The following is a 20,776-nucleotide window of genomic DNA, read 5'->3' as shown; positions in this document are numbered from 1 at the left end:
AAAACGCGGAGGCCGCGCGTTTGGCCGCCGCCGTCGTTCTTACCCGCGCCGAGTTCGCGACGGTATTGGCGCCGCTTAGCCACATGCTCAGGAACGGGTTCTTCCTGGTCCAGGGATTTTTCATGTCGGCCTCAATTGAAAGGATGCCTACTACCGCGTCGCTCGCCCAGCAGGACGCTGCGGTAACAAAACCACACACAGGGCCATGAACGAAACCAGAATCACCGACGCATAGAGTCGGCTGATCTCGAGCCCACCTTGAGAAACGGGTTTGTCGAGCAGATCCCCCAAGGTCGCGCCGAGCGGACGCGTCAGGATGAACGCTGCCCAGAAGATGGCGGTCCGCGACAGCCGCGACCAGTAATACAGCGCGCCGACGATCAGCAGACCCGCACCGAAGATCAAAGCGCCGTTCTCATAGCCGAGCCCCAATCCGCCTTCGTCCGATCCCGCCACCCAATCGCCCAACGCCGTACCCAATGTCTGCGAAAAGAGGATCGTCACCCAATAGAACCACTCGGCTCTGGACGTGGTTACGCTCTGCACTGACACCGTACCTTCCGATTTGTACCAGACGCCCAGGCTCGCAAGCAGAAGCGCGAAGACGATCATGACACCGCCAGGATAGCCGACTCCCACGGATCGATCGAAGAAGTCGGCCAGCGTGGTACCGAGCGTGGTCGTTGCGACGATAGTCGCCCAATAAAGCGTGGCATTGAACCGCTCTGCCCTGATCTGCCCTGCGACCAGCGCAATAAAAATAACTGCAAAAATTGCGGTGCCGATCAGATAACCCAATTTGAGTGACATAGTCACCCAATCGCCGCCCGTTTCACCAAGTGTCGTGGCGGCGATTTTGATGATCCAGAAGCCCAGCGTGACCTGAGGGACTTTGCTGACTGCATGCGCGCGAATTTCCGCTTGGCTGCTATTCATGTGAGGTGCTCACTATTTCGTGGCTTGAACATAGGCTCAACCTTCGCAGAACAACGCTTAACAGACCCTTAAGCATTCCCGCAGAACTTTCAACGCAGTTCCAGCCACATCGGCTGATGATCGGACGAGCGGCTGTGCGGATCGACATCGCACGACGCAATGCGTGTGCCCAGGTCTTGCGTGACGAAAACGAAATCGCACGCGAAAGGTCCGTCGGGCCATTGCTCGCGATCGTACAGGCCGACCGTCGCGGCACGCGGCTCGCCAGGGTGCGCGCGGGCCCACGCATCGACGAAGCTCGGCGCGTCGGCGATCGGTTCGAGCATCCGGCAAAAGGCGCTGTCTTCGAATGCGCTGTTGAAGTCACCGCAGACAACCGCGCTGACCGGGCGCGCCGTATCGGCAAATGGGCTGTCCGGCTTTTCACCCCGCGCGGGAAAGTGCGCGTGATTGCACGCTTCCTGATGCAACTCGCGCAGTCTTGCGACTTGCGCGAGCCGCTGTTTCTCCGAATAGAACTCGAGGTGCGTGCTGATGACACGAAGCGGACCGACGTCGGCTTCGAGCACCGCTTCGAGCGCGACGCGCAGCATCGACGGCTTGGCGGGATCGGCAGGCCACGGCAGCGAATGGCGCAGCACTTGACGAACCGGTAAGCGGGTCACGATGGCATTACCGAACTGCCGCCGATGACGGCTCGCGCCCAGCGACGGAAGATCGGAGCCGATCGCATCGAGCACGGTCATCTCCGGCAGAAGAGCGGCAAGTTCGGCAAACTGATCGGACGATGGCGCGCCTTTCAGTCCACCTGCCGCCGGTGCTTCGTTGAAGCCGCGCGTGACTTCCTGCAGACACAGCACGTCGAAGTCGCATAATGCGCGTGCTTCCCGCACGATCCGGCCGAGGTCGACGCGGCCGTCGACGCCGCAACCCCACTGAATGTTCCAGTCGACCAGCTTCATGATGGCCTCCTTGAAAGCTCCGACTATAGGTCATCGCTGCGCTTGGCGCTGGCACGGGTCGCCGGGTCACTGAAAGTTAGCGATGAAATCGTGCAGTAAAAATTGTCAGTGAAAGTAAGCGCCAAAAAATGCCGTGCGCGCGATGAATTATGCTGACCTTCATCCCGCGACCGGCTCAATTTCCTTAGAAAATAATGAATAGCTTCGATTTATCCATCGAAACATATCTATCCAACATACATTTCAGTCATTTCGCGACGCTATCCATCCAAGCCATCGACAACCTGTACACCTTCAAAGGTCTCGTACTCGTTCCCGTACTGTGGTGGATGTGGTTTCAGCAAGACGAATGCCGCGAATGGCGGCGAGAAATGGTTCTCGCGACGGTTGTCAGCGGCCTCGCGGCACTCTTCGTCGGAAGAGTGCTGACTCACTGGTTGCCGTTCAGGGTGCGCCCCGTCTATAACCCCGAACTGCATCTGAGCTTTGCCAGCGGCGATATCAAGGACGCCGTGCTGACCAACTGGAGTTCCTTCCCGAGCGATCACGCGATGCTATGGATGGCGGTCGCTACCGGCATTTTCCTCGTGTGGCGGGGCATCGGCGTGCTGGCGCTTCTCTATACCGCGCTGTTCATTTGCCTTCCGCGCGCCTATCTCGGCTTTCACTACCCCACCGATTTGCTGGTGGGCGCCGCGGTGGGGATCACGATCACCTTGATCATGACGCGCGATGCGATACGCCCGCGCTACGCGACGCCGGTGCTGCGATGGATCGACCTCCACCCGGGGCCCGCGGCAGCGCTGGCCTTTGTGCTCTGCCTCCAACTCGTCACGCAGTTCGACGAACTGCGCAGGCTCGCAAGCGGCATATTGAAGCACCTATGATGGAACGTAGCGCGCTTCGTTCAGATCCGACAGCAGCGTGGGACCGGTCGGTCGCCAGCCTAAACGCGCCTGCGTCTGCGCGCTCGATGCCGGCATATCGAGCGCGGCGAACATCGCCATCCATCCGAAGTAAGCCTGCGCTTCGCCGCGTGCGATCGAGACGACCGGCAACTTCAGGCCGCGCCCCAGCGCCTCGGCGATCTCTCGTGCACTAACACCCTCTTCGCCGACCGCGTGATAGCGCGCACCGCGTTCGCCCTTCTCGATCGCAAGCCGGTACAGCCGCACGACATCCGACAGATGCCCCGCCGGCCAGCGATTACGTCCTTCCTCCACATATGCGCACACGCCTTTGTCCCGAGCGATCTGGATGAGCGGCGTGATGAGGCCCTGCCTGTATGGGTTGTGCACTTGCGGCAAGCGCATCACCGACACGTTGACGCCGTCCTCCAGCAGCGCATTGCCGGCGAGCTCGGAGCCGATGCGCGGGTTCGGGTGGCTGGTGTTGAACACGTCCTCGGCGGCCGGCTGCCCGTTATCCCGGCTGCCGACGCCCGTGCCTGATGTGATCAGAAGCGGCCGATCCGAGCCCGCCAGCGCCGCGCCAAGCGCTGCGATCGCACGCTTGTCCTTCTCGCAGTTCTCCACGAAGTGCGAGAAGTCGTGATCGAAAGCAAGGTGTATGACGGCGTCGGACTTCGCGGCGCCGCTGCGCAGGCTGTCGGTGTCTTCGAGCGTGCCGCGGTGCACCTCCGCGCCCGCTGCGACGAGCGCCTGCGCGCCCTGATCGGAGCGGGTCATGCCGATCACTTGATGCCCGGCTTCGATAAGTTCGGGCACCAAAGCCGAGCCGATAAACCCGGTTGCGCCTGTCAGAAAGATTCGCATGGTCAAGTCTCCAGAATAGCCACGGACGCACTATGCGATCATTCGCTATGCTATTGAAGTAGTGAGCTTATCCCGGTAAAGCGACTAACAGGTTAATCGTCCAGTGAACACCGCCCAATCCCTCGGAGACTTTCTGCGCAGCCGCCGCACGCGGCTCGATCCGGCCAGCTTCGGCTTCTCGGGCCGCCGGCGTACGCCCGGATTACGCCGGGAAGAAGTGGCGCAGCGCGCGAATATCAGTTCGACCTGGTACACCTGGCTCGAGCAGGGCCGCGGCGGCGCGCCGTCCGCCGCGGTGCTGGAGCGCATCTGCGCGGCGCTGATGCTGACCAACACGGAGCGCGAACATCTGTTCATGCTGGGTCTCGGGCGCCCCCCTGAAGTGCGCTACCGCTCCACCGACGCAGTGGATCCGCGCTTGCAGCGCGTGCTCGATTCGCTCGAAGCCAGCCCGTCGATCATCAAGACGGCGACGTGGGACGTGGTCGCGTGGAATCGTGCGGCGGCGGTCGTGCTGACCGACTACAGCGCGCTGCCGCCGGGCCAGCGCAACATCCTGCGCTTCCTGTTCGGCGACCCCGACGCCCGCGCAAAACAGCATGACTGGGAGAGCGTCGCCCGCTCCGTCGTGGGGACGTTCCGCGCGGACGTGGCACGCGCGGGGCTCGCCTCCGAGGTCGGCGATCTGGTCGACGATCTGTGTCGCGAGAGCCCCGACTTCGAGCGCATGTGGCGCGAAAACCAGGTATTCGGCCACAGCGAAGGCCAGCACGTTAAGCGCCTGCTGCATCCTGCGTTCGGGACCATCGAAATGGAATATTCACTGTTCGCCGTCGATGGCCGGCCAGATCTGAGCATGCTCGTCTACACCCCGCTCGACGCGCGAATCGCCAGGCGCATCCGTAGCGCCGTTTCATCGATGGACGAGACTGACAGCGCCGCGCCTCTGACCACCGCGTGATCGGCTTCGACGGTCTGGCGCGACCGACGGATCGCACTTCGGCCCACAAATTGCTTGTACGGCATCGCACAACCTTCGCGTAAAAAAATGCCTGAGCAAAACAGGGAGCAAAGCGACGATTCGTCGTCTCGCCGCCAGCGCAGCGGCGGCACGCTCGTGCTTGGCGCATTGGGTGTCGTATTCGGCGACATCGGCACGAGTCCCATCTATGCACTGCGTCAAGCCGCCATCGAAACCGGTTCGATCGACGTGCAGGTCATCATGGGTACGCTTTCGATGATCGTATGGGCCGTCGTCATCGTCGTCATGCTCAAGTACGCGTGGTACGTGATGCGCGCCGACAATGAAGGCGAAGGCGGCATCATCGCACTGACGGCGCTGGTCCGATCGGGCTATGAGGACGAAGGGCGGCGGGTGCCGCGTGCGCTTCTGCTGGCGGGACTCTTTGGCGCCGCGATGTTCTATGGCGATTCGATGGTAACGCCGGCCGTATCCGTGCTGTCGGCCGTCGAGGGACTGAGCGAGATCAGTCCCTCGTTCGATCCATGGGTCCTGCCGATCGCGGCAGCCATCCTGATCGCGCTCTTTTCGTTTCAGCGACGCGGCAGCTCGGTGGTCGGGCGCGCATTCGGTCCCGTGATGGCCGTGTGGTTTCTGTCTCTTGCCGCTGTGGGGTTGTATCGGATCGCGCAACATCCCGTCGTGTTGCATGCGCTATCGCCGCGATGGGCCATATCGCTGATGATCGGCCATCCCCGCATGGCGTTCGCGATTCTCGCCGCCGTGATTCTCGCGCTGACCGGAGCGGAAGCCTTGTATGCCGACATCGGTCACTTCGGACGCCGCGCGATCCGCATTGCGCTCTTCGCCATCGTGTTTCCGTCGATCATCATCGGCTACTTCGGGCAGGCAGCGACCTTGCTGTTCGTGCCCGGCTCTTTTCAGCAGCCGTTCTTCCACGCCGCGCCGTCGTGGGCGCTCGTGCCAAGCGTCATCATCGCGATGCTCGCGACGATCATCGCTTCGCAAGCGGTGATTTCAGGCGCATTTTCAATGACGAGTCAGGCGATCGAATTGGGCTTTCTGCCGCGCCTGCGGGTCGTCGAAACATCGACGGAGCAGCGCGGACAGGTCTATGCGCCCGCCGTCAACCTGATCCTGTTCGTGGCGGTGATGTTTCTCGTGCTGGCGTTTCGAAGCTCGTCGAACCTGACTTCGGCGTACGGCATCGCGGTCGCACTGACGATGCTGATCACCACGATCCAGATGATCAGCGTGTCGCGCAACGTCTGGCATTGGCCCGTCTACGGCGTGGCGCTCGTGAGCGCGCCGTTGCTCGTCGTCGACGTGACGCTGGTGTCCGCGAACGTGCCGAAAATCGCTTCCGGCGGCTGGTTTCCTGTCGCCGTCGGGCTGATTCTTTTCGTGCTGATGTCGACATGGAATCGCGGTCGCGAGATTGCCGCAACCCATGCGAACGAAGCCGATGCGCTCGACGCATTCCTGCGCGACGCGCTAGCCGGTCCCGTACCTCCGGCGCGCGTGCCAGGCACGGCGGTTTATCCGGGCAACGCATCGGGCAAGACACCGGCGACATTCAGGAGCAACATCCGCCACAATCGCGTGCTGCACGAGACGACGATTTTCTTCGCCAACATATCGGAGTCAGCGCCGCGTATCGATGACGAAACGCGCATCGACGTGCGAGACCTCGGCCACGGATGCTTCGAGATCATTGCGCATCATGGATTCGTCGAGCGCCCTAACCTGCCGCGGCTGCTCGAATCGCTGGCGGGCCGGTTCGATGGCTGGCACTACGATCCCAGGCACACCACGTTTTTCCTGCCGCGCGATGAAGTCATCAAGGGACGTTCGCACGGCAGCATGACGCGCTGGCGCGAGGCGCTGTTCGGACAGATGGCGTTTCATTCCACGCCCAGCGCGGAATACTATGGGCTTCGAGCGGAAGACGTCGTTGAACTGGGCATTCAGGTGGCGCTTTGAACCGGTGAGTCAGCTACCGTTCACGATGGAGAGTCGACGATCACGATGACCGCCTCGCTGGCGGCAAGCAAATTGGCGCCCTGGACGAAGGCGTCACCGATGCGCGTGGTCACCGTCGATAGCAGCACCATGCCCGCGCGCGATTGCACGGTGGCAGCTTCGGCGCCCATGTTCAGCGCGATGAACAGACATTGATTGCCGTAGCGCCGCTCATAGGTCAGCACGTCGCCGTCGGCAACGACATTCTCTATCGCGCCCCGCACGAGCGCGGCGCTGCTGCGGCGCAGGCTCAGCAAACGCCGATACAGCGACAACATGCTCGACATGTCGCCGTCCTGTTCGCGCACGCTCGTCGCGGTCGCAATCGGCAACCACGGTCTGCCGTCCGTGAAGCCCGCATTCGGCAGCGAGCCATCCCATTGCATAGGCGTGCGCTCGGGATCGCGTCCCTGGCAAATGCCCGGTTGCCGCAACTCCGCCGGGTCCTGAATCTCATCGGACGCGATATAGCCGTCCATCATGCCGATTTCATCGCCGTAGTAGAGCGTCGGCGTGCCTCGTAGCGTCAACAACAGCACAGCTGCTACCCGTGCCTGTGCCGCGCCGACGCGCGACGCAATGCGCGGATTGTCGTGGTTTCCCAGCACCCAGTTCGGCCACGCGTATTCGGGCAACGCAACGTCGTAATCGCGGATCATGCGGGCGATGTTTTCCGCATTCCATCTCGCGCTGAGCAACTGAAAATTGAACGGCATATGCGCTCCTTCGCCGTTCACGCCGTAATACTTCACCAGTTGCGGGACAGTCAGATAGATTTCGCCGATCAGCACGCGCTCGCCGTACTCGTCCAGCGTGGCTCGCATAGAGCGCACGAGTTCATGTACTTCCGGCTGATCCTCGGTGTAAGTTTGCAACAGTCGATGATGGTCCGGCTCGCCGGGCAGATAGCCTGGATTGGGGGGATTGTCGCGAAACTGCGCGTCCTTGATCAACAGCCACAGCACGTCCACGCGGAAGCCGTCCACGCCGAGATCGAGCCAGAAACGCAGCACCTGATCCATCGCGCGGCGCACTTCGGGGTTGCGCCAGTTCAGGTCAGGCTGCTCGCGCAGAAACGCGTGATAGTAGTACTGCCCCGTCAGCTCCTCCCACTCCCACGCCGAGCCGCCCATGCGGCTCAACCAGTTGTTCGGCGGCCCGCCATCGGGCGACGGATCGCGCCACAGATACCAGTCCCGTTTCGGATTGTCTCGCGACGAGCGGCTTTCTTCGAACCACGGATGCCGGTTCGACGAATGATTCGGCACGAAATCGAGCAGCACCTTGAGCCCGAGCCGATGCGCGTGGCCCATCAATTGCTTGAACCCGTCCAGAGTGCCGAACATCGGATCGATGTTGCAGTAGTCCGCGACGTCATAGCCAAAGTCGGCCATCGGCGACGGGTAGATCGGGGAGATCCACACCGCATCGACGCCTAGCGCCGCGACATATTCAAGGCGCGCGCTGAGGCCGGACAGATCGCCGATGCCATCGCCGTTGCTGTCCTGAAACGAGCGCGGATAGATCTGATAGATGACACCGCGTTGCCACCACGCCAGCTCCGACATTGCAATTCCTCTCCACGATCGATCGTTTAGGCGCCACGCGCGGAACCTATGCTAAATGACCTCTGGTACAAGAACACGATCATTTATTGCCTCTCGGTAGGCACCTTCATGGACGCGAATGGCGACGGCGTCGGCGACTTCCAAGGCCTGATGCGCAGACTCGATTACCTGCAAGGGCTCGGCATGACGACGATCTGGCTGATGCCCTTTCACCCATCGCCAGGACGCGATAACGGTTACGACATTTGCGACTATTACAACGTCGATCCGAAGTACGGCACGCTCGGCGATTTCGCCGAGTTCACGCATGCGTGCGCCCAGCGGGGCTTGCGGGTGATCATCGATCTCGTCGTCAATCACACGTCCGACCAGCATCCATGGTTCCTGGAAGCACGCAGCGATCCTGCCTCGAAATATCGCGACTGGTATGTCTGGTCGGACGACAAACCGCCCGATGCGCAACGCGGCGTGGCGTTTCCGGGCGTGCAGAAGTCGACCTGGAGTTTCGACAAGCGGGCAAGACGCTGGTACTTCCATCGCTTTTACGATTTTCAGCCGGACCTGAATACCTCGAATCCGCATGTGCAGGCGGAGTTGCTGAAGATCATGGGCTTCTGGATTCAGCTTGGCGTGTCCGGATTCCGCATGGACGCGGTGCCCTTCGTCATCGCGACGAAGGGCCCGAAGGTGCGCCGCCCTGCCGAGCAATACGACATGTTGCGGACGTTTCGCGAGTTTCTGCAGTGGCGCGAAGGCGACGCGATCATTCTGGCCGAAGCCAACGTGCTGCCCAAATCGGATCTCCAGTACTTCGGCGACGAGGGCGAGCGCTTGCCGATGATGTTCAACTTCCGCGTCAATCAAAACACCTTCTACACGCTCGCGACGGGCAACACGAAGCCGTTGAAGGACGCGCTGCTTGCGACGAAGCCACGGCCGCCGACTGCGCAATGGGGGGTGTTTCTGCGCAATCACGACGAACTCGATCTGGGCCGGCTGACGCCCGCTCAGCGCGAGGCAGTGTTCGCCGCGTTCGCCCCGGACCCCGACATGCAGCTGTATGGGCGCGGCATCCGCCGCAGACTTGCGCCGATGCTGTCGGGCGACAGACGCCGCCTTGAACTCGCCTACAGCCTGATGCTGAGTTTGCCGGGCACGCCCGTGTTCCGGTACGGCGATGAAATCGGCATGGGCGACGATCTGCGCCGGCCCGAACGCCAATGCGCGCGCACGCCGATGCAATGGTCGGGCGAGCCGCAAGGCGGCTTCACCAACCATTCGAACCCGCCTGTGCCGGCGATCTCCGGCGGGGCTTATGGCTTCGAGCGGGTCAACGTGGCGCAGCAGCGGCGCGATCCCGATTCGTTTCTCAACTGGACCGAGCGGATGATTCGCATGCGCCGCGAAGTGCCGGAAGTCAGCTGGGGGGACTTCGAAGTGCTGCCCACCTCGCGAAACGACGTGCTCGCGCTCGGTTATCAGTGGCGCAACAACTCCGTGCTGTTTCTGCATAACTTCCGCGCCGAAGCGTGTACCGTCGAATTCCGCCTGAGCTCCAACGAACCTGGCCGCGATTCGCTGATCAATCTTCTGTCCGACGACCACAGCCGCGCTGACGATGACGGCTGTCACACGGTGCTGCTCGAGCCGTTCGGATATCGATGGTATCGGGTGGGCGGCCTCGACTATCTGCTCAAGCGGAGCGAGGTCTAACAACGACGAGCCACGGCTAAACTGATACGATCGCATGCTCCTGGTCGTTCGCGGACTCACGCGACTTGCCGACTCACGCGAATGCTCAGCCTGCTCGACTCATCGGATACGCAATCGGAAAAAGGGATGTCATGGCAAAGGATCAAATAGTCTGGGGAATTTTGGGCGCCGCAAAGATCAACGACAAGGTGGTCGTGCCCATGCACAACGCGCCGAAGTGCCGGGTGAAAGGCATCGCGTCGCGCTCTCTGGAGAAGGCGCGGGAAGCCGCGGCCAAATATGGTCTGGCTGTCGCATACGACGGTTACGAGGCGCTGCTCGCGGACCCGGAAATCGACGCGGTCTATATTCCATTGCCCAATCATCTCCACGTGGAATGGACGATCAAAGCGGTCGAGGCGGGCAAGCACGTGCTGTGTGAGAAGCCGATCAGCCTGGACGCGCAACAGGTCGAACGACTGCTCGCAGCGCGCGACAAGAGCGGCCGATACATCCAGGAAGCCTTCATGGTTCGCACGCACCCGCAATGGTTGAAGGTGCGGACCTTGATCGACGAAGGCGCGATCGGCGAATTGCGGGCAGTGACCGGCGGCTTCACCTATTACAACACCAACGAAGAGAATATCCGCAACAAGAGCGAGCTAGGCGGCGGCGGGCTGCTCGATATTGGTTGCTATCCGATCACGACGTCGCGCTTCACGATCGGGCGTGAGCCACGGCGCGTAGTAGCGCTGGTCGAGCAGGATCCTGCCTTCAAGGTAGACCGGCTCGGCTCCGTGATGATGGACTTCGATGGCGTGCAGGCGAGTTTCTTTTACTCGACTCAAACCTATCCGTACCAGCGGATGCAATTTCACGGTACCAAGGGGCGAATCGAAGTCGAAATTCCATTCAATGCACCAAACGATCGACCGACGCGGCTGCTAATCAGTGAGCACAATAGCGACGGTGTCGCGACTGATCGCTGGCTGGAACTTCCGGTGTGCGATCAGTACGGCGTAGCCGCCACCACATTCGCGGAAGCGATCCTGAGCGGAGGCCCGCAAGCTATTGCGCTGGAAGATGCGCGCGCGAATATGCGGGTGATCGATGCCGTGTTCCGCTCGGCTCAGTCAGGCGCGTGGGAAAAAATCGCACAAGGTTGAAGTGCAATGCTCGGGGGCACTTGCGCGGGTCAACGCGCGGGAAGTGCCCCTGCTGTCTGATCTCTACTTGGCTGGCGCAGTCACATCGCAATCGCCGCCATGGGTGCCGCTGCCAGTGTTTTTCAGCGTCAGCACGAGTCTGCTGCCCCGGTTTGCCGTCATGATCTGACCGTAGCTAACGGTCGGAATGAACTGGATATCCGGCGCGACCGCCACTGGCGGATTTCTCGCCCCGTCGACGGTCAGGTCGAGCTCCACGGTGATCGAGTCGATTGCGGCGCCCAGGTCCTGCTTGCGGCCGGCCTGATCTTTGCGGAAATTGCACAGGCCCTGGAGAACCTGCTCGAGGGCAGTCGGGATATCGACCGGCTTGCCCGGTGCGATCGGAGGCGTGTTGCAGCCAACGATCATGAACGGCAAAGTGCAAAGCGCTACATATCGCCAGGCTCGCATCGGCTCCCCCGCTCGATCTGGTGGACGTGGTGTCTGCCTTCCCATGCTGTCGCTGGTTCAGTGCCCAGCCGGCGCACGCGAACGCAAACGCTCAATACTTGATATTCCTGGCCGCCTGACGGCCGCCCTGCTTGGTTTGCCGCTTGTCCTGCCGGCACTGCGAATTGCTCTTCTGATCCGCGGCTCTGCACTCCTGCTTCGTATGACGGGCACCCTGGCGTGTCTCCTGGCGCACGTCGCGTCCAGCACGACGTTGCTGAGCCTGTTCGGTTGCCCAGGCGCTTCCCGCGCAAGCCATCGCGGACACGGCCATGACCGCGAGCGCGAACTGCCGGCTCCATGAAAACATGGCAGCCTCCCTGTCAGGTTGACGATGATTATTCCGGCTTTGTACAAGGGTGCCACGCGTGAATGTCGCGTCAATCGGACCAAGGTCCTAGGGCCGTCGCGATGGCTTTGCCAGCTGGGCGGCGCTCAAACGGGGGTGTAGATCGAGAGTTTCAGCGACGGGTCGTCGTTCGCCTGAAACGTAGCGTATTGGTAACGTTGGTTTCCACGCTGAGGATGCGCGAGCACCTTCTCGCCAGATGCGCCGCCACGGACGTCATGCGCGATCCACCAGCCGGCGAACTCCGCACTCGACGAACGCAGGCGCTCCACTAGCTGGACGAACGATGGATCGGTGGCAAACAGATCGTGCGTTGCGCGAAAGAGCGCGATCATGCGGCGCGCTTCGTCTTCCCACGCGGGTCCGAATAGCCGCCGAGCTTCCGGTTCGATGAACATGAAAACGAGGATATTGCGGTCCGCCTCGTTCAGGCGATCGAAGCCGAGCAGATCGGCGGCCGCCCGGTTCCACGCCAGGATGTCCCACCGCCTGCCGGTCACGTATGCCGGCAGACCCAGGTCTGAAACGATGCGCGCGATTGCCGGCGGCACTTTCTCGGCAGCAAGCGTCCGCCGATCGTTGCTGCGCGCGAGCGCCCGCAGATGCGCGGCTTCCGCTTTGCCAAGCCGCAGCGCGCGAGCAAGCGCGTCGAGAGTGGCATCGGACGGGCTGACCGTTCGCCCCTGCTCCAGCCGCACATACCAGTCCACACCGATGCCCGCCAGTTCGGCAACTTCTTCGCGCCGCAACCCCGGCGTACGACGGCGCCGGCCGCTGCCGAGCCGCGCCGATGCCGGGCTCAGCTTCTCGCGGCGCGAACGCAGAAAATCGCCAAATTCACTCCGTCTCGATGCCGGCATGTTCGTCCTTGCAAGGAGGTATCGATGAATCCTGGGATAGTACCAGGCCTTGTTGCCTATTCTAGGTTCGCCAGAATGGGCTCGTCAGACCATCCTTGACGGAGAACGACGATGAAAGCTGCAATCCTGAATTCACTTGACCGGCCCCTCGCGATTACGCAGATGCCAGATCCGGAAATCGGCACGGGCGAAGTGATCGTGGATGTCGCCGCCGCGCCAGTGTTGTCGTACGCGAATGAAGTGTTCAATGGTCAGCGTCGCTATCCGCTCGAGTTGCCCATCGTGCCCGGCTGCGGCGCGATCGGTCGTGTAAGAGCGAGCGGTCCCGATGCGACTCATCTGAAGGTGGGCGACTGGGTGTTCTGCGATCCGACCGTGCGCTCGCGCGACGACGCGTTGATGCCCGATATAACGCTGCAGGGCTGGAGTTCTCGCGGAGACGGCGGCTTGCAACTGCAGCGGTACTTTCACGACGGCCCGTTCGCCGAACAGGTGCGCGTGCCGACCGAGAACGCGGTTCGTATCGCCGACATCGAGCGTGGCGAGGCGGCGCGATGGTGTGCGCTCAACGTGATGCTCGTGCCTTATGGCGGCCTGCTTGCGGCCGCGCTGCGGGCGGGCGAAACACTGCTCGTGAGCGGTGCTACGGGCAACTTCGGCAGCGCATGTGTAGCTGTCGCCCTTGCGATGGGAGCGCGCTGTGTGGTCGCGCCGGGACGCAATGCGCAAGCACTCGACGATCTGACACAGCGCTTCGGCGAGCGCGTGCGCCCAGTCAGACTTTCAGGCGATGAACAGGCGGATCGCGAACGGATGCAACAGGCGGCTCCTTGTCCGATCGATTGTGTCATCGATCTGCTGCCGCCCTCGGCGCCGGTCACGGCCGTGCGCGCCGCGATGATGGCCGTGCGGCCGTACGGCCGCGTCATCTTGATGGGTGGCGTGGGCATGCTGGGCGGCGCCGGTCTCGAGCTGCCGTATCCGTGGCTCATGCGCAACGACATCACCGTGCGCGGCAAATGGATGTATCCGACGGAAGCGGTGACGCTGATGACCGGCCTGATTCGCTCGGGATTGCTCGATCTCCGTCATTTCGACGTCAAGACATTCCCGCTCGATCATGCCAACGAAGCGGTGTCCCACGCGGCCGCGAACGGCGGTCCATTCAGAATGACCGTGATCCAGCCATAGCCAGCGATTCAGCGAGCCCTCACTCGTCCGCCAAAAAATTCGGATGACTCGTGCGAATCTGATCGATCTGGCTCAGCGTCCCCGACAGATGTTTGCGCAACGCCGCCTGCGCGGCCTCGACATCGCCCTTGTCGATCGCATCGACGATCTCCGTATGATCGCGCACGACCGCCATCGTCTTGCCCTCCACCGGCAGATTCAGGCGCCGCAGCCGGTCGATATGGCCGCTCAGCCTGCGCACCAGATCCCATAGCTGCGGCACGCCCGCCGCCTCGTACATCTGCCGATGAAACGCCTGATCGAGCAGCGAGAACTGCTCGTAGTTCTTCAGGTCGAGCAATTCCGTTTGCCGCGCGATCGTGACGCGCAGTTCCGCGATCAGCGTGGCGTTGCGCTGCTCCGCGAGCGTACGCACCACTTCGAGTTCGATCGAGCGGCGCAGGAAATGCGCCTGCAGCGCGGACGTCACCTTGATCTGGCTCACGACCGTCGCGTGCTGCGGATAGATATCGACGAGACCTTCCTCGCCGAGCTTCATCAGCGCGTCGCGCACCGGCGTCTGGCTGAGCCCGTAGCGGTTCGCGAGCTCGGTGCGCGACAGCACCGTGCCCGGCGTCAATTCGAGCGAAAGGATCATTTCGCGCAGTCGTTCGAAGACTTGCGGCGCGGCGTGGCGGGAGCGGTCGAGCCGGGTGACCGTCGCCGAGTGAGCGTGGTTTTTCATGGCAGAAATTGAAGCTTGGAAGCAGGCGGACCGACGGGGGGGTCCGCTGAGGCACTAGTACTATAGCCGACGCCTGCCGCTTCCAGCGGCCTTGCGAGCGGAATTAGCGACGAAGTCGACATGAGAGTTTACCCCACTAACGCACTAATATATTAGTGCTTTACGATTCGGCCCATCAAACTCCACTTATGCCGATTGCCATCATGACTCGCGACATCACCATCACGCAGGTGCGCATCACCCCGATCGCGTTCCGCGACGGTCCCCTGCTCAACGCCGCCGGAATCCACGAACCCTGGGCGCTGCGCGCCATCGTCGAACTGGAGACGAGCGACGGCCGCGTCGGCATCTCCGAAACTTACGGCGACGAACCGATGCTGCGTGTGCTCGAACAGGCGAAGTCACTGGTGATCGGCTTGTCGCCGTTCGACCTCAACCGCATGGAAGAACGCGTGCGGGGCACGATCAAGGCGACCCCGGGCGCGGTCGAATTCGAACTCGCGCCCGGCTCGCACGCGGCGAAGAACGCGCCCAAAGTCATCAGCACGCTCGAAGTCGCGATGCTCGACCTGCAAGGGCAAATCGTCGGCGCGCCGATCGTCGATCTGCTTGGCGGCAAGGTGCGCGACGCCGTGCCGTACAGCGCCTATCTGTTCTTCAAGTATGCCGAGCACATCGACAAGCCCTATGCGCCCGATGCCTGGGGCGAAGGCCTGAGCCCGGAGCAGATCGTCGCGCAGGCGCGCCGGATGATCGAGCTGTATGGCTTCCAGAGCATCAAGCTGAAGGGCGGCGTGTTCGAGCCGGCACACGAAATCGCGTGCATGCGCGCGCTGCATCAGGCGTTCCCCGGCGTGCCGCTGCGCCTTGACCCGAACGCGAACTGGACGCTCGAAACGAGCATCGCCGCCGCCCCTGAACTCGACGAACTGCTCGAGTACTACGAAGACCCGTGCCCGAGCCTCGAAGGCATGGCCGAACTGGCGAAGCACACGCGCCTGCCGCTCGCGACCAACATGGTCATCACGACGATGGGAGATTTCCGCCGCGGCGCCGAGATGGGTTCGGTCAAGGTCTTGCTGTCGGATCACCACTACTGGGGCGGCCTGCGCGCGACGCAGACGCTTGCACGCATGTGCAAGCTGTGGGATCTGGGCATGTCGATGCACTCGAACTCGCACCTCGGCATCAGCCTGATGGCGATGACGCACGTCGCGGCCAGCATCCCGAACCTGACCTATGCGTGCGACACGCACTACCCGTGGCAGGAGGAAGAAGTCATCAAGGGCGGCCGTGTGACGTTCGACAACGGCTCGGTGCGCGTGCCCACCACGCCGGGCCTCGGCGTCGAGCTCGACCGCGAGCGGCTCGCCGAACTGCATGCGCAGTATCGGTCGTGCGGCGTGCGCAATCGCGATGACCTCTCGCAGATGCGCAAGTACGAACCGGGCTTCACCGGCAAGAATCCGCGCTTTTAATTCTCGCTTCCAATCCGCGCCTACGAGGCTCGCGACGCGCAATGCGCGTCGCCATCGAAGGAGACAACCCCATGAGTAGCCCGATTGCCGACACGGCGCGGCCCGCGCTCGCCGGCGCGCTGGCGAGCGCGGTGCACAAGATCAAATGGCGCGTGCTGCCGCTGTTCGTCGTGATGTTCATCGTCAATTACATCGACCGCGTGAACATCGGCTTCGTGCGCCAGCATCTGAGCGCCGATCTGGGCATCGGCGCGGCGGCCTATGGGCTCGGTGCGGGGCTCTTCTTCATCAGCTACGCGATTTTCGAAGTGCCGTCGAACATCCTGCTGCAGCGCTACGGCGCGAAGCTGTGGCTCGCGCGTATCATGCTGACCTGGGGACTGGCCGCGGCCGGCATGGCATTCGTGCGCGGCGAGACGTCGTTCTACGCGATGCGGCTGCTGCTCGGCGCGGCCGAAGCGGGCTTCTTTCCCGGCGTCATCTACTACTTCACGCAATGGCTGCCGAGCAACGAGCGCGGCAAGGCAATGGCGATCTTCCTGAGCGGCTCGGCGCTCGCGTCGGTACTGTCCGGGCCGATCTCCGGCGGGCTGATGCTGATCGAAGGCGCGGGGTTGCGCGGCTGGCAGTGGATGTTCATCATCGAAGGCATGTTCTCGGTCGTGCTCGCGGGCTTCATCCTGCTGTGGCTCGACTCGAAGCCGCGCGACGCCGCGTGGCTCACCCGCGCCGAGCAGGACGCAGTGCTGGATGCGATCGACGAAGAGCAAAGCCAGCGCGCCGCCGCGCACCCGGTCAAGCCGTCGCTCGGAACCCTGCTGCGCGATCCGCAAATACTGATCTTCTGCCTGATCTACTTCGCGGTGTCGCTGACCATTTACGGCGCGACTTTCTGGCTGCCCAGCATCATCCACAAGATGGGCCATTTCAACGACTTCCAGGTCGGCCTGTTCAACTCCATCCCGTGGCTGATCTCGATCGCGGCGATGTATATGTTCGCGATGCTCGCGGCGCGCTTCAAGTTCCAGCAGGCGTGGGTGGCGTGCGTGCTGCTGATCGCCGCGCTCGGCATGTATGCGGCCGGCCAGGGCGGCCCGGTGTTCTCATTCGTCGCGATCTGCTTTGCCGCGATCGGCTTCAAGGCGGCCTCGTCGCTGTTCTGGGTGATCCCGCAGGGCTATCTCGACGCGCGGATTTCCGCCGCGGTGCTGGCGCTGATCAACTCGATCGGCAACCTCGGCGGCTTCGTCGCGCCGGCCGCCTTCGGCTTCCTCGAACAGAAAACCGGCTCGATCGAGGGCGGCCTCACTGGACTCGCGGTGATGTCGGTGATTGCCGCCGGGGTCGTGTTCTTCTCGCGCATGAGCCCGCGCGAAGGATTGCCCGCCTCAGCGCATTGACCGTATCGAACAACCGCATAGACACCATTTTCAGGAACCTTCAGGAGACACGATGAAAACACTAGAAGCAACGACGGCTGCCGCACGGACGGCCGTCGGACGATACCGATGGACCATCTGCGCGATGATCTTCGCGGCGACGACGATCAACTACATGGATCGTCAGATGCTTGGGCTGCTCGCGCCGCTGCTGCAAAAAGATATCGGTTGGAACCAGGTGCAGTATGCGCAGACCGTGATGGTGTTTACGGTCGCCTATGCGGTGGGTCTCGCGATCTTCGGCCGCATCGCCGATCGCGTCAGCACGAAGAAGGTCTACGGCAGCGCGATGGCGCTGTGGAGTCTCGCGGCGATGCTGCACGCGGTAGCATCGACCGTGCCGGGTTTCGCGGCCGTACGCGGTCTGCTCGGCTTCGGCGAAGCGGCCAATTTCCCGGTCGCGATCCGCACTACCGCCACGTGGTTTCCGAAGAAGGAACGCGCGCTTGCGACGGGCTTCTGGAACATGGGCGCGACGATCGGCGGCATCGTGGCGCCGGCCTTCGTGCCGATCGCCGCGGTGATGTGGGGTTGGCGCGCGACGTTCATCGCGGGCGGCGCGACCGGTTTCGTCTGGCTGGCGGTGTGGTGGCTGGTTTATCGGCAGCCTTCGGAGCATCCGTCGGTGTCGAAGGAAGAACTCGCCTACATCAATGCGGATCGCGAGGAAGTCGCCGAGCAGAAAGTCAGCTGGTTGTCGGTGCTCAAGTACCGCGAAACGTGGGCGTTCGTCTTCGGCAAGCTGCTGACCGATCCGGTGTGGTGGTTCTATCTGTTCTGGCTGCCCAAGTGGCTCAATGAGTCGCGCCATATCGATATCGCCCACATGGGCCTGCCGCTGATCGCAATCTATACGATGTCGTCGGTCGGCAGCGTGGCGGGTGGCTGGCTGTCGTCGCATCTGATGGCGCGCACCAACCGGCCGAATTTCGCACGCAAGCTCACGATGCTCATCTGTGCATTGTGCGTGGTGCCGATCGCAACGTTGTCTGCATTCCAGAGCCTGTGGTGGGCGGTGCTCGCCGTTGGTCTCGCGGCAGCGGCGCACCAGGGCTGGTCAGCGAATCTGGTCACGACGGTCGGCGACGTGTTTCCGAAGCGGGTGGTCGGCACGGTGGTCGGTATCGGCGGCGTGGCGGGGATGGTCGGTTCGTTCTTCTTCTCCGGCGTGATCGGCGAGACCTTGCAGCGCACCGGGAATTATTGGGCACTCTTTGCGGTCGGCGCATCGGCGTATCTGATTGCGCTGGGCATCATTCACCTGTTGATGCCGCGGATGACGGCGGTGAAGTTGCGCGATTGATGTAACGGTTGTCGGTGACATAACCGAAGGGCGGGGGACGCATCAGTGGCGTCCCCCGCCCTTTTTTGTCTGGACGGGGATGCAGCCGAGTTGATCCGGTGAGTGATTAGCACTCGCGCTTACTGATTGATTGGCTTTGTCAGTTCATCGAGCCGATGCGTGGTAATTCTCGTCATGCAGTCCCAAAACTCGACGAATCGCAACGATGCCTGTCCAGCCTCATACACTTCCGCATAACACTCGTTGTCGCGATAGAGGTTCCAGCTCTCCTGTCCTCTCCGGAAATATGGAAGTGCCTCGGGTTCGCCATTCGCTCGTAGCTCCTGGTCGCCGTCAACCATGATCCGCTCTATTGCAGATATCTTCTTCTCGAGCGTCTCCGAAATGCGTTCGAAATTGTGCTAAACGCAAGCCGAAACGTCCATTGTCGCTAAGGCGTCATTCTTGCAAAATCTGTCAATTTGCTCCTGAGTTTTCCGGTGAAATATTGGCTAGCCGGCGCAGCTTTCGTGTAGTCGAGCGCAGAGTCATAGATAGAGCTTGACGAATATGTATGTAGTCGGCGATGCATAAGCGGCAAGCGACACAATTAACTACAAGTTCCAGTACTCTCGGCGTACCTGTTGAGGGAAACAAGAGTGCGTTCGATTCGGTCACGCGATCTCGTGCACCTCCAACGCGCTCGGCGTCAAATGATGTGCCGGATGGCGCATTCTGCTGTGTCAGCGGCGGTTGAAGCGTCTTACGACGCAATAAAAGATCCACGGATGGATCTTGAGCATGGTCATAGTGATGGAAAGCTTCAGATGCCGATCGGCAAACAGGCCAAGCAGGTGCTTCACGCGCAGCTTCTCCGATACGCTTTGCAGAATAGGGCTCGCGAGGCGGTAAGTCGGCGCGGTGATTGCGGTCTGAAACGCGATCGCGCGGAATGCCCAGCTGTATTTGAGCCGGAAGAAGAGGCGCTTGTAGTCGGTAATCGGGAGGGACGCGGTATTTTTTTCCACGCGGTCCATGATGGCAAAAAGGTCGACGACCTGCGGGTTGAAGCGTCTCGAAATTCCTGATTCACGGATCATGTACGAATAGAGGTTGTCCGGGATGAGGCGCACCACTTTCGAGTTGGCGAGCGTTTGCACCGACACGCAAACGTCTTCGAAGATGAGACCGCACGGATGTTCGGCTGCAACGAAAATGGAGCGGCGCACAAGCTTGTTCCAGCAAAAGGCTTGCAGCTTGAGTTCGAGAATTTTCTGGACGGCTTCCACGCCAGTGATAATGCCGTCGCCGGAATCGATCCGAGCGTTGACGGCGCCATCGGGACTGATGCGCTCGGCGGCGAAAATGACGACATCGGCGTCGTGCTGGTCGGCTTCGCGCAGCACGGTGGAAATGAGATCGCGATGGACGTGGTCGTCGCTGTCAACGCAAAGCACATAGTCGCCCCGCGCTTCCGATGCTGCGATTTTTCGCGTTTCAGCGAGCCCTTTGTTGTCGATGTTTCTGATCAACTTCCACGAAATGCGATCCTGTTGCGCGAGAACCCGGGCGGCGATTTCACCGGAGCGATCGGGGCTGCAGTCGTCGACGGCGATGATTTCGAAATCGGTGCTGGATTGTGACAGCAGTGAGTCGAGACAGTCCTCGATATAGTCCTCGACCTTGTAGATAGGCAGCAGAACGCTGATTCTCGGTGCGGACATAGACAATGCTCCTGGAGGTAAACGAGGCGTGAACTACCCGTTCTATATCGCAAAATCCCGGCTTCGCGACGAAATCAACCAATCACGAATCATGTTGTGGGAGCAAATCGGGCCGACCTGAAGTGCCGGCAGTC

19 protein-coding genes are annotated in these 20,776 nt (G+C 61.8%); 9 read left to right on the top strand and 10 right to left on the bottom strand.

What is annotated here, in order from left to right; all coding sequences use genetic code 11:
- Positions 1-150: 150 nt before the first annotated feature.
- Together ACLFKU_RS25955 and ACLFKU_RS25950 are read right to left on the bottom strand one after the other, a co-directional pair.
- Positions 151-936 (bottom strand): hypothetical protein, encoded by a 786-nt coding sequence (locus ACLFKU_RS25955; protein WP_410850980.1) that lies wholly within the window; start codon positions 934-936, stop codon positions 151-153.
- Between the two features lie 89 nt (positions 937-1,025).
- Positions 1,026-1,898, bottom strand: a complete 873-nt coding sequence (locus ACLFKU_RS25950) for an endonuclease/exonuclease/phosphatase family protein (protein ID WP_410850979.1) — start codon at positions 1,896-1,898, stop codon at positions 1,026-1,028.
- A 194-nt stretch (positions 1,899-2,092) separates the two neighbouring features.
- Between ACLFKU_RS25950 and ACLFKU_RS25945 the strand changes: the two genes are divergently transcribed.
- Positions 2,093-2,785, top strand: a complete 693-nt coding sequence (locus ACLFKU_RS25945; RefSeq protein ID WP_368584191.1) for a phosphatase PAP2 family protein — start codon at positions 2,093-2,095, stop codon at positions 2,783-2,785.
- Here ACLFKU_RS25945 and ACLFKU_RS25940 read toward each other — a convergent pair.
- On the bottom strand, positions 2,780-3,673 hold the full coding sequence (locus tag ACLFKU_RS25940) for an SDR family oxidoreductase (RefSeq protein ID WP_410850978.1): 894 nt from the start codon (positions 3,671-3,673) through the stop codon (positions 2,780-2,782). The genes ACLFKU_RS25945 and ACLFKU_RS25940 overlap by 6 nt on opposite strands.
- Before the next feature lie 103 nt (positions 3,674-3,776).
- Here ACLFKU_RS25940 and ACLFKU_RS25935 point away from each other — a divergent pair, with 103 nt between their 5' ends.
- Entirely contained in the window at positions 3,777-4,634 is an 858-nt protein-coding gene (locus tag ACLFKU_RS25935; protein WP_368584193.1) for a helix-turn-helix transcriptional regulator, read from the top strand.
- Positions 4,635-4,721: 87 nt separating this feature from the next.
- Positions 4,722-6,638, top strand: coding sequence for a potassium transporter Kup (locus ACLFKU_RS25930; protein ID WP_410850977.1), 1,917 nt, complete (start codon positions 4,722-4,724; stop codon positions 6,636-6,638).
- A gap of 20 nt (positions 6,639-6,658) precedes the next feature.
- Here ACLFKU_RS25930 and ACLFKU_RS25925 read toward each other — a convergent pair whose 3' ends face one another.
- Positions 6,659-8,245, bottom strand: a complete 1,587-nt coding sequence (locus ACLFKU_RS25925) for an alpha-amylase family glycosyl hydrolase (protein WP_410850976.1) — start codon at positions 8,243-8,245, stop codon at positions 6,659-6,661.
- A 48-nt stretch (positions 8,246-8,293) separates the two neighbouring features.
- On the opposite strand from ACLFKU_RS25925, the gene ACLFKU_RS25920 reads away from it, so the two are divergent.
- Both ACLFKU_RS25920 and ACLFKU_RS25915 read left to right on the top strand, forming a co-directional pair.
- The gene (locus ACLFKU_RS25920) at positions 8,294-9,958 is read left to right on the top strand and encodes an alpha-amylase family protein (protein ID WP_368584196.1); all 1,665 of its coding nucleotides are present in this window, start codon (positions 8,294-8,296) and stop codon (positions 9,956-9,958) included.
- A 65-nt stretch (positions 9,959-10,023) separates the two neighbouring features.
- Positions 10,024-11,103, top strand: a complete 1,080-nt coding sequence (locus ACLFKU_RS25915) for a Gfo/Idh/MocA family protein (protein ID WP_410850975.1) — start codon at positions 10,024-10,026, stop codon at positions 11,101-11,103.
- Positions 11,104-11,166: 63 nt separating this feature from the next.
- Here the strand turns inward: ACLFKU_RS25915 and ACLFKU_RS25910 are convergent, their stop codons facing one another.
- From ACLFKU_RS25910 to ACLFKU_RS25900, 3 genes are all read right to left on the bottom strand, one after another.
- Positions 11,167-11,514 (bottom strand): hypothetical protein, encoded by a 348-nt coding sequence (locus tag ACLFKU_RS25910; protein WP_176123610.1) that lies wholly within the window; start codon positions 11,512-11,514, stop codon positions 11,167-11,169.
- A 133-nt stretch (positions 11,515-11,647) separates the two neighbouring features.
- On the bottom strand, positions 11,648-11,905 hold the full coding sequence (locus ACLFKU_RS25905; protein ID WP_176366812.1) for a hypothetical protein: 258 nt from the start codon (positions 11,903-11,905) through the stop codon (positions 11,648-11,650).
- A gap of 125 nt (positions 11,906-12,030) precedes the next feature.
- Positions 12,031-12,804, bottom strand: coding sequence for a helix-turn-helix transcriptional regulator (locus ACLFKU_RS25900; RefSeq protein ID WP_410850974.1), 774 nt, complete (start codon positions 12,802-12,804; stop codon positions 12,031-12,033).
- Positions 12,805-12,915: 111 nt separating this feature from the next.
- On the opposite strand from ACLFKU_RS25900, the gene ACLFKU_RS25895 reads away from it, so the two are divergent.
- Positions 12,916-13,995, top strand: coding sequence for an alcohol dehydrogenase catalytic domain-containing protein (locus ACLFKU_RS25895; protein ID WP_410850973.1), 1,080 nt, complete (start codon positions 12,916-12,918; stop codon positions 13,993-13,995).
- A gap of 19 nt (positions 13,996-14,014) precedes the next feature.
- Here the strand turns inward: ACLFKU_RS25895 and ACLFKU_RS25890 are convergent, their stop codons facing one another.
- Positions 14,015-14,719 carry a GntR family transcriptional regulator gene (locus ACLFKU_RS25890; RefSeq protein WP_410850972.1) on the bottom strand — a complete coding sequence of 235 codons (705 nt, stop codon included), beginning with the start codon at positions 14,717-14,719 and terminating at the stop codon, positions 14,015-14,017.
- A 203-nt stretch (positions 14,720-14,922) separates the two neighbouring features.
- Between ACLFKU_RS25890 and ACLFKU_RS25885 the strand changes: the two genes are divergently transcribed.
- The 3 genes from ACLFKU_RS25885 (at position 14,923) to ACLFKU_RS25875 (ending at position 18,939) form a co-directional block, all read left to right on the top strand.
- On the top strand, positions 14,923-16,197 hold the full coding sequence (locus ACLFKU_RS25885; protein WP_410850971.1) for a glucarate dehydratase family protein: 1,275 nt from the start codon (positions 14,923-14,925) through the stop codon (positions 16,195-16,197).
- A 71-nt stretch (positions 16,198-16,268) separates the two neighbouring features.
- Positions 16,269-17,597: an MFS transporter gene (locus ACLFKU_RS25880; protein WP_410850970.1), complete on the top strand. Its 1,329-nt coding sequence runs from the start codon at positions 16,269-16,271 to the stop codon at positions 17,595-17,597.
- Between the two features lie 52 nt (positions 17,598-17,649).
- A complete protein-coding gene (locus tag ACLFKU_RS25875) occupies positions 17,650-18,939 on the top strand; it encodes an MFS transporter (RefSeq protein ID WP_410850969.1) in 1,290 nt (429 codons plus the stop codon).
- A gap of 119 nt (positions 18,940-19,058) precedes the next feature.
- Here the strand turns inward: ACLFKU_RS25875 and ACLFKU_RS25870 are convergent, their stop codons facing one another.
- The gene (locus ACLFKU_RS25870; RefSeq protein ID WP_410850968.1) at positions 19,059-19,280 is read right to left on the bottom strand and encodes a lysozyme inhibitor LprI family protein; all 222 of its coding nucleotides are present in this window, start codon (positions 19,278-19,280) and stop codon (positions 19,059-19,061) included.
- 381 nt (positions 19,281-19,661) lie between these two features.
- A complete protein-coding gene (locus ACLFKU_RS25865) occupies positions 19,662-20,642 on the bottom strand; it encodes a glycosyltransferase family 2 protein (RefSeq protein ID WP_410850967.1) in 981 nt (326 codons plus the stop codon).
- Between the last annotated feature and the right edge of the window lie 134 nt (positions 20,643-20,776).

Source organism: Paraburkholderia sp. EG304, from assembly GCF_046543485.1.
Classification (GTDB): Bacteria; Pseudomonadota; Gammaproteobacteria; order Burkholderiales; family Burkholderiaceae; genus Paraburkholderia; species Paraburkholderia youngii.
This window is presented reverse-complemented; position numbering and strand designations above follow the sequence as displayed.

Excerpts from the sequence above, each read along its gene's own strand:
- ACLFKU_RS25955 (WP_410850980.1), bottom strand. The coding sequence starts at position 936 with ATGAATAGCAGCCAAGCGGAAATTCGCGCGCATGCAGTCAGCAAAGTC.
- ACLFKU_RS25950 (WP_410850979.1), bottom strand. The coding sequence starts at position 1,898 with ATGAAGCTGGTCGACTGGAACATTCAGTGGGGTTGCGGCGTCGACGGC.
- ACLFKU_RS25945 (WP_368584191.1), top strand. The coding sequence starts at position 2,093 with ATGAATAGCTTCGATTTATCCATCGAAACATATCTATCCAACATACAT.
- ACLFKU_RS25940 (WP_410850978.1), bottom strand. The coding sequence starts at position 3,673 with ATGCGAATCTTTCTGACAGGCGCAACCGGGTTTATCGGCTCGGCTTTG.
- ACLFKU_RS25930 (WP_410850977.1), top strand. The coding sequence starts at position 4,722 with ATGCCTGAGCAAAACAGGGAGCAAAGCGACGATTCGTCGTCTCGCCGC.
- ACLFKU_RS25925 (WP_410850976.1), bottom strand. The coding sequence starts at position 8,245 with ATGTCGGAGCTGGCGTGGTGGCAACGCGGTGTCATCTATCAGATCTAT.
- ACLFKU_RS25920 (WP_368584196.1), top strand. The coding sequence starts at position 8,294 with ATGCTAAATGACCTCTGGTACAAGAACACGATCATTTATTGCCTCTCG.
- ACLFKU_RS25910 (WP_176123610.1), bottom strand. The coding sequence starts at position 11,514 with ATGATCGTTGGCTGCAACACGCCTCCGATCGCACCGGGCAAGCCGGTC.
- ACLFKU_RS25905 (WP_176366812.1), bottom strand. The coding sequence starts at position 11,905 with ATGTTTTCATGGAGCCGGCAGTTCGCGCTCGCGGTCATGGCCGTGTCC.
- ACLFKU_RS25900 (WP_410850974.1), bottom strand. The coding sequence starts at position 12,804 with ATGCCGGCATCGAGACGGAGTGAATTTGGCGATTTTCTGCGTTCGCGC.
- ACLFKU_RS25895 (WP_410850973.1), top strand. The coding sequence starts at position 12,916 with ATGAAAGCTGCAATCCTGAATTCACTTGACCGGCCCCTCGCGATTACG.
- ACLFKU_RS25890 (WP_410850972.1), bottom strand. The coding sequence starts at position 14,719 with ATGAAAAACCACGCTCACTCGGCGACGGTCACCCGGCTCGACCGCTCC.
- ACLFKU_RS25885 (WP_410850971.1), top strand. The coding sequence starts at position 14,923 with ATGACTCGCGACATCACCATCACGCAGGTGCGCATCACCCCGATCGCG.
- ACLFKU_RS25880 (WP_410850970.1), top strand. The coding sequence starts at position 16,269 with ATGAGTAGCCCGATTGCCGACACGGCGCGGCCCGCGCTCGCCGGCGCG.
- ACLFKU_RS25875 (WP_410850969.1), top strand. The coding sequence starts at position 17,650 with ATGAAAACACTAGAAGCAACGACGGCTGCCGCACGGACGGCCGTCGGA.
- ACLFKU_RS25870 (WP_410850968.1), bottom strand. The coding sequence starts at position 19,280 with ATGGTTGACGGCGACCAGGAGCTACGAGCGAATGGCGAACCCGAGGCA.
- ACLFKU_RS25865 (WP_410850967.1), bottom strand. The coding sequence starts at position 20,642 with ATGTCCGCACCGAGAATCAGCGTTCTGCTGCCTATCTACAAGGTCGAG.